This window comes from Glycomyces niveus, assembly GCF_017592475.1.
In the GTDB taxonomy this organism is placed as follows: domain Bacteria; phylum Actinomycetota; class Actinomycetes; order Mycobacteriales; family Micromonosporaceae; genus Glycomyces; species Glycomyces niveus.
The window spans coordinates 1-10,335 of the sequence record NZ_JAGFNP010000011.1 but is presented as its reverse complement, the minus strand read 5'-3'; the positions used below and the strand labels follow the sequence as shown (position 1 = coordinate 10,335).

At 68.0% G+C, this 10,335-nt stretch carries 11 protein-coding genes; 7 read left to right on the top strand and 4 right to left on the bottom strand.

Annotated elements, in window-relative coordinates:
- Positions 1-90: 90 nt before the first annotated feature.
- The 3 genes from J5V16_RS18060 to J5V16_RS18050 all read right to left on the bottom strand — a co-directional run bounded on the left by J5V16_RS18060 (position 91) and on the right by J5V16_RS18050 (position 2,868).
- Positions 91-753, bottom strand: coding sequence for an ATP-dependent Clp protease proteolytic subunit (locus tag J5V16_RS18060; RefSeq protein ID WP_304606385.1), 663 nt, complete (start codon positions 751-753; stop codon positions 91-93).
- Between the two features lie 20 nt (positions 754-773).
- Complete coding sequence (locus J5V16_RS18055; RefSeq protein ID WP_208498438.1) at positions 774-1,325, bottom strand: ATP-dependent Clp protease proteolytic subunit; 552 nt, start codon at positions 1,323-1,325, stop codon at positions 774-776.
- Between the two features lie 385 nt (positions 1,326-1,710).
- Positions 1,711-2,868 carry a S8 family peptidase gene (locus J5V16_RS18050; RefSeq protein ID WP_208498032.1) on the bottom strand — a complete coding sequence of 386 codons (1,158 nt, stop codon included), beginning with the start codon at positions 2,866-2,868 and terminating at the stop codon, positions 1,711-1,713.
- A 125-nt stretch (positions 2,869-2,993) separates the two neighbouring features.
- Between J5V16_RS18050 and J5V16_RS18045 the strand changes: the two genes are divergently transcribed.
- From J5V16_RS18045 to J5V16_RS18025, 5 genes are all read left to right on the top strand, one after another.
- On the top strand, positions 2,994-3,356 hold the full coding sequence (locus tag J5V16_RS18045; protein WP_208498030.1) for a hypothetical protein: 363 nt from the start codon (positions 2,994-2,996) through the stop codon (positions 3,354-3,356).
- Between the two features lie 213 nt (positions 3,357-3,569).
- A complete protein-coding gene (locus J5V16_RS18040) occupies positions 3,570-4,838 on the top strand; it encodes an extracellular solute-binding protein (protein ID WP_208498028.1) in 1,269 nt (422 codons plus the stop codon).
- 3 nt (positions 4,839-4,841) lie between these two features.
- Positions 4,842-5,771: a carbohydrate ABC transporter permease gene (locus tag J5V16_RS18035; protein WP_243901411.1), complete on the top strand. Its 930-nt coding sequence runs from the start codon at positions 4,842-4,844 to the stop codon at positions 5,769-5,771.
- Positions 5,768-6,643: a carbohydrate ABC transporter permease gene (locus tag J5V16_RS18030; protein WP_208498026.1), complete on the top strand. Its 876-nt coding sequence runs from the start codon at positions 5,768-5,770 to the stop codon at positions 6,641-6,643. Before J5V16_RS18035 ends, J5V16_RS18030 begins: the two co-directional genes overlap by 4 nt.
- Complete coding sequence (locus J5V16_RS18025) at positions 6,624-8,309, top strand: hypothetical protein (RefSeq protein WP_208498024.1); 1,686 nt, start codon at positions 6,624-6,626, stop codon at positions 8,307-8,309. The genes J5V16_RS18030 and J5V16_RS18025 overlap by 20 nt, the downstream gene beginning before the upstream one ends.
- A gap of 55 nt (positions 8,310-8,364) precedes the next feature.
- Here J5V16_RS18025 and J5V16_RS18020 read toward each other — a convergent pair whose 3' ends face one another.
- Positions 8,365-8,742: a DUF4267 domain-containing protein gene (locus J5V16_RS18020; protein WP_208498022.1), complete on the bottom strand. Its 378-nt coding sequence runs from the start codon at positions 8,740-8,742 to the stop codon at positions 8,365-8,367.
- 99 nt (positions 8,743-8,841) lie between these two features.
- Here J5V16_RS18020 and J5V16_RS18015 point away from each other — a divergent pair, with 99 nt between their 5' ends.
- Both J5V16_RS18015 and J5V16_RS18010 read left to right on the top strand, forming a co-directional pair.
- Complete coding sequence (locus J5V16_RS18015) at positions 8,842-9,414, top strand: TetR/AcrR family transcriptional regulator (protein WP_208498020.1); 573 nt, start codon at positions 8,842-8,844, stop codon at positions 9,412-9,414.
- Positions 9,415-9,469: 55 nt separating this feature from the next.
- Positions 9,470-9,853 (top strand): VOC family protein, encoded by a 384-nt coding sequence (locus J5V16_RS18010; protein WP_208498018.1) that lies wholly within the window; start codon positions 9,470-9,472, stop codon positions 9,851-9,853.
- The last annotated feature ends 482 nt before the right edge of the window (positions 9,854-10,335 follow it).

Genomic DNA, 10,335 nt, shown 5'->3' with positions numbered 1-10,335 from the left:
CATGGGGGGCGGATCGAGCGGTGGTGTGGGTCCATGGGTTGGGGGGGGGGGCGGGGCGTGCGGGCCGCCCGGCCCCCGGCACTGGGCTCGTTACGCCGCGACCTCAGCGGGCAGGGCGTTCTTCTTGCGGTAGGTGAGGACGTTGTCGACGATGCCGTAGGCGACGGCCTCCTCGGCGGTGAAGATCTTGTCGCGCTCGATGTCGCGGCGGACCTTGTCCACGGGCTGGCCGGTGTGGCGGGCCAGGATCTTCTCCAGCTGGTCGCGCATGCGCATGATCTCGCGGGCCTGGATCTCCATGTCGGAGGCCTGGCCGAAGGTGCCCTCGGTGGCCGGCTGGTGGACGATCACGCGGGAGTTCGGCAGCGCGGTGCGCTTGCCGGGGGTCCCGGCCGCGAGCAGCACGGCGGCGGCCGAGGCGGCCTGGCCCATGCACACGGTCTGGATGTCCGGGCGCACGTACTGCATGGTGTCGTAGATGGCCATGAGCGCGGTGAGCGAGCCGCCGGGCGAGTTGATGTACATGATGATGTCCCGGTCGGGGTCGTTGCCCTCGAGGACGATCAGCTGGCTCATGATGTCGTTCGCGGAGGTGTCGTCGACCGGGGACCCGAGGAAGATGATCCGGTCCTCGAACATCTTGTTGTACGGGTTCATCTCCTTGATCCCGTACGAGGTCTTCTCCGTGAACGACGGGACGATGTAGCGGGCCTGGGGGCCGAAGCCGCCGGCCTGGGCGTGGATGTCCATCATCTGGTTCCCCTCTTTCGTGCTTAGTTGGCCTCGGCGGGGACGTCGGCCACCCGCTTGACGACGTGGTCGATGAAGCCGTAGTCCTTCGCCTCGGCGGCGGTGAACCAGCGGTCGCGGTCGGAGTCGCGCTCGATCTCCTCGATCGTGCGACCGGTGTGCTCGGCGACGCGCTCCTGGAACATCTGCTTGGTGTAGAGCATCTGCTCGGCGAGGATCGCGACGTCGGAGGCGGTGCCGCCGATGCCCCCGGAGGGCTGGTGCATCATGATGCGCGCGTGGGGAAGCGCGTAGCGCTTGCCCGCGGTGCCGGCGCACAGCAGCAGCTGGCCCATGGAGGCGGCCATGCCCATGCCGACGGTGGCGACGTCGTTCTTGATGTACTGCATGGTGTCGTAGATGGCCATGCCGTCGTAGACCGAGCCGCCGGGCGAGTTGATGTAGAGCTTGATGTCGCGCTCCGGGTCCTCGGCTTCGAGGAGGAGCAGCTGGGCGCACAGGCGGTTGGCGATCTCGGAGTTCACGTCCGAGCCCAGGAAGAGGATGTGCTCCTTGAGGAGGCGGTCGAAGACCATGCTGTCCAGGCCGACCGCCGAAGGGTCGCCACCGCCGCGACGGGCGACCGCGTTGACGACGTCCTTCTCCAGCTTCGAGGAGAACGGAATCGAATGCTCCATGTCTTGCACCTTCATTCTGTCTCGGCGATTTGCACTCGGCGTTGCGGTTACCAATCCAGACCTTAGCCCGTCGGGGCGACGATCGGACGCGCCTGGGCTCCGTGTTCGCTGCGAGCGGAGAGCGGGCCTCGACGGCGCTTGGGGGCCGTAACGGCGCACTGCGCTCCCCCGCCCATGGTGCGGCGCAGGCCACTCGCGACGCCCGCACAGGATGTCCGCCTTCGCAGGCCCGGAAACGCGATCGGGGCCCGGCCGATGCGGCCGGGCCCCTCACTCGTCCGGGCTAGTCGGTGACGTGCAGGAGCAGGTTCGGGCTGCCCTGGACGTCGCTGATCGCCCCCGGCACGGCCGCGCCGGTGAGCGCGTCGGCGACCTCGGCGGGCGAGGCGTCCGGGTGGGCCGAAAGGTAGATCGCGGCGGCCCCGGCCACGTGCGGGGAGGCCATCGACGTGCCGCTCAGCGCCGAAGGCGTGCCGAACAGGTACGGGGAGGTGATGTTCTCGCCGGGCGCGAAGAGGTCGACGCAGTCGCCGAAGTTGGAGAAGTCGGCGCGGGCGTCGGCTTCGGTGGAGGCGGCGACGGTGATCGCCGCGGGGGTGCGGGCCGGGGAGACACCGCACGCGTCGGCGGTCTCGTTGCCCGCGGCCACCGCGTAGGTGACGCCGGAGTCGATCGAGGCGGCGATGGCCGCGTCGAGGGCGTCGCTGACGCCCCCGCCGAGGCTCATGTTCGCCACGGCCGGCTTGACGGCGTTCTCGGTCACCCAGTTCACGCCTTGGATGACGCCGGCGGTGGTGCCGGAGCCGAGGCAGTTGAGGACCTGCACGGGCACGATCGTGACCGCTTTGGCCACACCGTGACTCGTGCCGCCGACGGTCCCCGCGACGTGCGTGCCGTGGCCGTTGCAGTCGAGCCCCTGGAGGCCGGGCACGATCGCGGAGTAGCCGGTGCCGGTGCGCCCGGAGAAGTCCGCGGTGCTCGCCCAGATCCCGGTGTCGATGATGTAGGCGGTGACGCCTTCACCGGCGTTGGGGTAGGTGTAGGAGCCCGAGAGCGGCAGGCCGGACTGGTCGATCCGGTCGAGGCCCCACGAGGGCGGGTCGTCCTGGGTCGCCTGGATCTCGACGGTCTGGTTCTGCTCGACGTAGGCCACGTCGGGGTCGGCGGCGAGCCGTTCGGCCTCCGCCTCGCTCATCGAGGCGAGCACGGTGTCGACCGAGCCGTAGACCTGCTCGACGTCGCCGCCGAACGCGTCGACGGTGGCGGCGTCGACGCCGTCCTCGAAGGCGACGAGGTAGGAGCCCGCGATGGCGTCGGGGCTGTCGGCGCCGAGGATCGAGGCGGTCTCGGCTTGGACGGGGGCCGCCGCGAATCCGGTCGCGGCGAGGGTTACGAGCGATGCGGTAAGGAGGTAACGGCGTACGGGGGGATGGTTCACCATGTACGAACACCCTTCGGGAGAAAACGGGCTATGGCATCTGTCACAAGATACCAAGGAATTGGTAGATTCGGTTACCTCGCGGTAGCGAAAACTGAAAATCCCTCTTAGCCCACAATGGAGTGACTGTGTCCGGTTCCCCCGCAACCCGTCTCCGCTTCCTCGGCCTCCTCTTCTGGATGGCCGGGGGCGTCGTGCTCACCTTCGCGTGGATGGGCATGGCCGAGCTCGCCTACGTCGACGGCCAGATGCCCTACCTCGTCTCCGGCGGCGCGGCCGGCCTCGCGCTCGTCGTCGTCGGCTCCACCCTCATCCTCTCCGCGGCCGTGTCCGATGCGGCCGAGCGCGGCGCCCAGCGCACGGCCGAACTCCTCAAGCAGGCCGCCGACGAGGCCGCCGACCAGGCGTTCGACGAGTCGCCCGCCAAGCCTGAACCCGCTGCCGACAGAGCCCGCGAGGCGGATGCGAAGAGCGGGGCCGGAGCCGCCTAGGCGACGCTAGGCTCAAGGAAAAGTTGCAGTTCAATACCACCTAACGCGCGCTACTGTCGCGCGTTAGGAAACATCTGCTATGGTCGGGCAAGCGCATACCCGGGTGACTTGGCACACGTGGTCGGCGCGACAGCGGGTGCGGCGCCGTCGCCACCGCCCGCTCCGAACCCCGACCGGGTCGCTCACCGGCCCGCATCCTGAAGAGAGAGCTCAATGAAGAGAAGACTCATCCTCACCGCCGGCACCGCCGGTGCGGCGGCCCTGCCCCTCAGCGCCTGCGGCTTCATCGGCGGCGGCGACGACGAGGGCGACGCGAAGACCGTCAAGTTCTGGCTCTCGGGCGACGCCAACCAGGGCGGCGGCTTCCAGAAGATGGCCGACAAGTACTTCGAAGAGACCGGGGTGACCGTCGACATCGACGACATCCCCTACGACGACTTCAACACCCGCCTGCGCAACGCCGCCCAGGCCGACGGCCTGCCCGACCTCGCCCGGGTCCAGGCCCTCGACCCGCTCTGGATGAACCAGCTGGAGGACCTCGGCGACATCGCGAGCGACGTCGGCATCATGGAGAACCTGGTCACCGAGAACCAGGAGGGTGCGGTCCCGACCTTCCTCACCGACCTCACCGCCGTGGGCCTGTACGTCAACAAGTCCCTGTTCGACCAGGCCGGGGTCGCCTACCCGACCACCCCCGACCAGGTCTGGACCTGGGACGAGTTCATCGCCGCCGTCAAGGAGGTCAAGGCCGCGACTGGAGCGCGCTACGGGCTCGTGATGGACCCGTCCTCGCACCGCCTGCGCGCCATGATGTACCAGTTCGGCAGCAACGGCTTCGAGCTCGGCGACGACTGCACGTACTCCACCGACGAAGCCGCCACCACCGCCGCGCTCCAGTTCTTCGCGGACATCAACGACGACGACGTCATGCCCCGCTCCGTGTGGGTCTCCGGCGACGACGCCAACGCGCTCTTCAAGAGCGGCCAGGTCGCCGCGTACTACTCCGGATCGTGGCAGGTGGCCGACTTCCAGGCCAACATCGCCGACTTCGAATGGGCCTCGGCGCTCATGCCCGCCCAGACGCGCCGCGCGACCAACCTCGGCGGCGGCTACATCGTGGCGTTCAAGGGCGACAAGTCCCAGACCGCCCTCGACTTCGTCAACTGGCTCTTCACCGCCGAGAACTACACCGAGATCTGCGAGATCTCCGGGTTCCTGCCGGTCGTCCAAGGCCTCGACATCGACTACGGCGCCTCGCAGGCCAGCTTCGACCTGTACAACGAGGAGATCGCGGCCTCGGACCCGGTGTCGAGCGCCCAAGAGCGGAACAACCTGGAGATGGCATACGCCGGCCAGAGCGCCGGCGGCGACGCCGACCCGCTCAAGGACGAGGCGATCAAGCTCGCCAACGGCGACCAGGACGTGGCCACCACCATCGCCAACATCATCGCCGGCCTCAACGAGAACATCGTCTGCGAGTAACCCTTGACGGCCACCGCCATCCGAACCCGCACCCCCGCCGGGCCGCGCAAGCGGCCCGGCAGGGGCCGCCGCGCCCAGTACCGGCTCGCCCCGCTCGTGCTGTCCGGCCTCAGCATCGTCCTGTTCCTGGTGTTCTTCGTCTGGCCCGGCAGCCTGGGCCTGATCTACTCGTTCACCGACTACACCGGCCTCGGCACGCCCGAGTTCATCGGCCTCGACAACTACGAGAAGCTCTTCGCCGACCCGACCTTCTACCAGTCGCTCACGCGCACACTGCTGTTCGCGGTCATGTCCGTGCCCCTCATGTACGTCATGTCGCTCTCGATCGCCGCGCTCCTGGTCTCCAACCACACCAAGGGCAAGTCGTTCGCGAAGGTCGTCTTCTTCTTCCCCTGGCTCATCTCCCCCATCGTCGCGGGCGTCGTGTGGCGCTGGATGTTCGGCGAGAGCTTCGGCTTCGTCAACTACCTCATCACCCGACTCGGCGCCGACCCGCTCGCCTGGCAGACCGACCCCGACCTCGCGCTCATGGTCGTCGTCATCGCCGCCACCTGGGGCGGCACCGCCTTCAACATGCTCATCTTCATCGCGGCCCTCAAGAACGTGCCGCGCGCCTACTACGAGGCCGCCGAGATCGACGGCGCGAACGCCTGGCAGCGCTTCCGCCACATCACGCTGCCCTCCATCGCACCCACCTCGTTCCTCGTCATCCTCCTCTCCTCGCTCGGGGCCATGAAGGAGTTCGCGATGGTCCAGGCGCTCAACGGCGGCGGTCCCGGCACCTCGAACGTCATGCTCATCCAGTACATCTACGAGACCGGCTTCAAACGCGCCGACATCGGCTACGCCAGCGCCGTCTCCATGATCCTGCTGCTCATCCTGCTGACCATCGCCCTGGTGCAGATGGCCGTCAACCGGAGGCAATCCGCATGAGCGCCCTCACCACCGCACCGCGCAAAGCGAACCGCAAGGCGCGCAAGACCAAAGAGCTCGGCGCCGTCGTCCCCATGACGACGTTCATGTGGCTGCTCGCCGCGCTGTACGCGTTCCCGCTCGTCTGGTTCCTGCTCAGCGCCTTCAAACCCGGCTCCGAGCTGTTCCAGTACCCGCTCACGATCCTCCCCGAGAACCCCACGGTCGCCGGGTTCGAGAAGGCGTGGGACCGGTTCGACTTCATGCTGTACTTCTCGAACACGCTCGCCGTCGCGCTCACGACCACCGTCCTGACGGTCATCGCGAGCGCCATGTGCGGGTACGCGCTCGCGAAGTACCAGGACAAGCTCTGGGTGCGGATCTTCTTCATCTGCCTGCTCGCCACGACGATGCTGCCCACCGAGGTCATCCTCTCGCCGACGTTCCTCGTCATCCGCGACCTCGGCATGTACGACACGATGGCGGGCCTGGTCGTGCCCTCGATCCTCACCGTCACCGGCGTGTTCATGTTCCGGCAGTTCTTCGTGTCCATCCCCGACGACATCATCGAGGCCGCCCGCATCGACGGGGCGCGCGAGACCGGGATCTTCTTCCGGATCATGCTGCCCATGTCGCGGCCGATCATCATGACGCTGGCGATCTTCTCGTTCCAGTGGCGCTGGAACGACTACATCTGGCCGCTCATCGTCGTGGGCGACGAACGCAAGTTCACGCTCCAGATCGCCCTGCGGTCCATCGTCGGCGCCGAGAACATCGACTGGCCGCTGCTGCTGGCCGCGTCGGTGATGTCGATCCTGCCGCTCGTGCTCATCTTCATCGTGTTCCAGAAGTACGTCATGAACGAGGACATCAATGCCGGACTCAAGGACTGACACCGCGTTCCTGGCGGCGGTGACGGCGGCGGCCGATGAGCGGGCGCGCGACGTGCTCGCCGGCGTCGACGGCCTCCTCTCGAGCTCGCCGCACCACCGGGCCGTCATGTCCGCCGCGAAGACCCTCGTGGCCTGCGCCGTCCACCGCGACTCGGCCCTGTACGCCTCCGGCGAGGCCGCGCGCACCACCGACCGACTCGTCGGGTTCCTCGCCGGCATGCAGGGCGCCAACGGCCTGTTCGACGGCGAGAACCTCGCGTCCCCGCCCGACACCGCCTTCACCATCAACGACCTGTGCGACACGTACGCGCTCCTCCAAGGCGACGCGGTCCCGGACGCGCTGCGGCCCTTGGCCGGAGCCCTCGAGGCCATCGCCTCGGCGGCGGCCGGGCCACTGCGGCTCGGCGGCGTCCACACCCCGAACCACCGGTGGGAGCTCAGCGCCGCGCTCGCGCGCCTCAACACGCACTGGCCCGACGAACGGCTGGTCGCGCGGGTCGACGAGTGGCTTTCCGAGGGGATCGACATCGCCCCGGACGGCATGTACTCCGAGCGGAGCGCGAACTACTCCCTGCACGTCTCGAACCCGTCCCTGACCGCGATCGGCACGGCCCTGGACCGGCCCGAACTGCTCGACGCGGTCTGCCGCAACCTCGAAGCGGTCGCCGCCACGACCCTGCCCGACGGCACGGTCGAGACCGTGCACTCGCGGCGGCAGGACCAGCTCGGCACGATCCCGTTGGCGCCGTTCCTGATGCAGTTCCGGCGGTACGCGATCGCACGCGGCCGGGGGGACTTCGCAGCGGTCGTCGAACACGTCCTCGAAGCGCCGATCGCGTACCCGGCGGACGCGCTGGCCGAGATCCTGCTGGAGCCGGCGCTGGCCGGGGTGCTCCCGGAGGCCGAGAAGCCGGAACCGGCGAGCACGGTGTTCCACTCGTCGGGTCTCGCGGTGGTGCGGGACGGCGAATTCGCGGTGACGGTGTTCGGGGGCACGGACTATGCCGGGCACGGCTGGATCCGCTCGGGCCTGTCGAGCAACCCGACGTTCCTGCGGGTGTTCGCGGGCGGGGCGGTGCTGGACTCGGTGCGGCTCTCGCGGGAGTTCTTCGGCATGGGGCCGTTCCGGGCCGATGACTTCGAGTACGAAGGCGACTCGTTCATCCTCACGGAGCGGATCGCGGCCTCGTACTACCAGCCGCTGCCCGAGGCCTACCGGCGGGCGGACGGCGAGTACCCGCTCACGGACGACGGCCGGTTCTCGGCCTCGATGGACTTCCCGCATCGGCCGACCGATGTGGTCGCGCTGGAGACCGAAGCTCGCGTGCATGTGGGCGAAGGCGAAGTGCGCCTTGGCATCGAGGCGAACCCCGGCCGGGTGCGGCAAGTGCTCGAGCTGGCGTTCCGCGAGAGCGGCGAGCTGGAGGGCGTGAAGCCTCTGGCGTCGGGCGGGTTCGAGCCGCCCGGCGGCGAGTTCGCGTACCGGGTCGGCGAGCACCGGATCACGGTGAGCATCGACGACCGTGGCCCGAACCTGGCGGGGCCGGGGTACCACCCGGGCGAGGACTACACGCACTTGTCGGGAACCGATGCGGTCCAAGGCCTCCGGGTCTATGTGCCACTACCGCGGTCCGGCCGGTGCACCCTGCTGATCCGAACCCACTGAACCACGACAAACCGAAGGCCGGCCCCGCGCTAGCGGGGCCGGCCTTCGGCGTAACTCAAACAAGGAACAGCAACGCCGCGACGACAACCATCACTGCTGCGGTGGAGAAGTGAACCCCGTAAGAGGCCGAACGAGGCCCCTTCGCGCGCACAACGATCAGCCCGTCGAAGACGGGCATGACTGCAGCGGCAAGCATGACCCCGCCCGCGACACTGCTTGTGCCGAGCGCGATTGCGACCAGAAGCATGGCCCCGGAACCGAAGTCCCGCCCGCCCTTGACCGTCAGCCAGGAGTTGAGAACCGGGTCATCGGCGGGCGTGCCGGGAATGCCGAAGCCGGCGTAGAACTGCGGCTTGAGCATTCCGGTGGCGCCCATGGCGACCACGGCAAGGCCGATGAGCGAGGCAAGGGAGTAGGCGACGATGGCAAGCATGGGGCGTCCTTCCGAGAGAGGCGAAATCTAGCAACGCTAGATCCACTGCCAACGATACACAATCCAACCCTCAAAATCTAGCAGTGCTAGAATCTTGTGATGACCGCCGCAGAACGCCGTGAACGCCAACGCGCCGAACGACACCAGCTGATCATCACCGCCGCCCGCGAACTCGCCGAAGCCGAGGGATGGGAGGCGGTCACCACCCGCAAGCTGGCCGACCGCGTCGAATACAGCCAACCGGTCCTCTACGGCCACTTCGCCAACATGGAGGCCATCCGCGACGCCGTCGCCGTCGAGTGCATCGCCGAGATGGCCGAGCAGCTGCACGAAGCCCGCCAAGCCGCCCCCGAATCCGACGCCATCCGCGCAGTCTGCACCGCCTACCTCGACTACGCCGCCGCCCACCCGGCCGCCTACCAGGCCATGTTCACCCTGCCCACCAAAGTGAAGTTCGCCCACGCCGAGACCCCCGCCCCGCTCCGCCAAGCCTTCAACGAGTTCGTCAGCGCCTTCGGCCCCTACAACGACCGCAACGCCGCCCTCGCCGAACTCATCTGGGGCTCCCTCCACGGCATGGCCGTACTCCTCAAGAGCGGCCGCATCCCCGAGGACGCGCAACGGCAGCGACTCGACCTGCTCATCACCCTCTTCGCGAAAGCCCCGGCCTAGCAACGGCTTCCGCTTTCACCCGAACACCCGCCGGCTCGTTCGTATACTGGCGGGCATGGCATCCCGCATCAGTGAGCTGATCCTCGACTGCGAAGACCCCGAACGGCTCGCCGCGTTCTGGTGCGCCGTCCTCGACTACGTCGAACTCGGCCACGAGCCCGACGGCGGCGTCGAAATCGGCCCGCCCGGCGTCGGGTTCGGGGGCCTCCAGCCCACGCTGATCCTCAGCCCCAGCACGGATCCGAAGCCCTGGAAACTCCCCCTGCATATCGACATCAACCCCACCGACCGCGACCAGGACGCCGAACTCGAGCGCCTGCTCGCTTTGGGTGCCAGGCCGGCCGACATCGGCCAGACCGGCGAAGAGAGCTGGCATGTCCTCCAGGACCCGGAGGGCAATGTGTTCTGCCTCCTCCGCGCTCGCATCGACCCGGCCTAGCTCGACCAGATCGCGCACCAGAGCTCCCGGCTTCGGGGAGCGCCACGGCCTCACTGGGAAACGAGATCAAGAACTCGGTCGGCGGGACCTCCTGTACGAGCTTCGGCGTCGAGGTGGCGCCGGGCCTGACTATGGCCGCGAGACCCGACAGCGTCTACGAGCTCAGATCGGTGCAAGGTTCAATCGGGCAGCGACAAAGAGGCAGCACCAGATTTGGGCGCTATTCCGGCTGCCAGGCCTGATTTGGACGCGGTTCAGGCGGGCAGCGACAAAGAGGCCTGAGAACGGTTGGGTGTGCAGTGCGGCCGCCAGGCAGCGCGCGACTCGCCCTGATTACCCTGCGCCGCAGAGGATTCGACGCCGCCCATGAATGTCCCTCATGGAATGTTCACTCCTTTGAGTGATGACACCGATGCACTCACCTGTCATCATTGAAGTACGAACAGGCAAGCGAAAACAGGCAGACCATTCGAGAACAGTGG

Bases quoted from the DNA above. Each gene is read 5' to 3' on its own strand.
- J5V16_RS18040 (WP_208498028.1), top strand. From the start codon at position 3,570: ATGAAGAGAAGACTCATCCTCACCGCCGGCACCGCCGGTGCGGCGGCC.
- J5V16_RS18060 (WP_304606385.1), bottom strand. From the start codon at position 753: ATGATGGACATCCACGCCCAGGCCGGCGGCTTCGGCCCCCAGGCCCGC.
- J5V16_RS18025 (WP_208498024.1), top strand. From the start codon at position 6,624: ATGCCGGACTCAAGGACTGACACCGCGTTCCTGGCGGCGGTGACGGCG.
- J5V16_RS18030 (WP_208498026.1), top strand. From the start codon at position 5,768: ATGAGCGCCCTCACCACCGCACCGCGCAAAGCGAACCGCAAGGCGCGC.
- J5V16_RS18015 (WP_208498020.1), top strand. From the start codon at position 8,842: ATGACCGCCGCAGAACGCCGTGAACGCCAACGCGCCGAACGACACCAG.
- J5V16_RS18050 (WP_208498032.1), bottom strand. From the start codon at position 2,868: ATGGTGAACCATCCCCCCGTACGCCGTTACCTCCTTACCGCATCGCTC.
- J5V16_RS18010 (WP_208498018.1), top strand. From the start codon at position 9,470: ATGGCATCCCGCATCAGTGAGCTGATCCTCGACTGCGAAGACCCCGAA.
- J5V16_RS18020 (WP_208498022.1), bottom strand. From the start codon at position 8,742: ATGCTTGCCATCGTCGCCTACTCCCTTGCCTCGCTCATCGGCCTTGCC.
- J5V16_RS18055 (WP_208498438.1), bottom strand. From the start codon at position 1,325: ATGGTCTTCGACCGCCTCCTCAAGGAGCACATCCTCTTCCTGGGCTCG.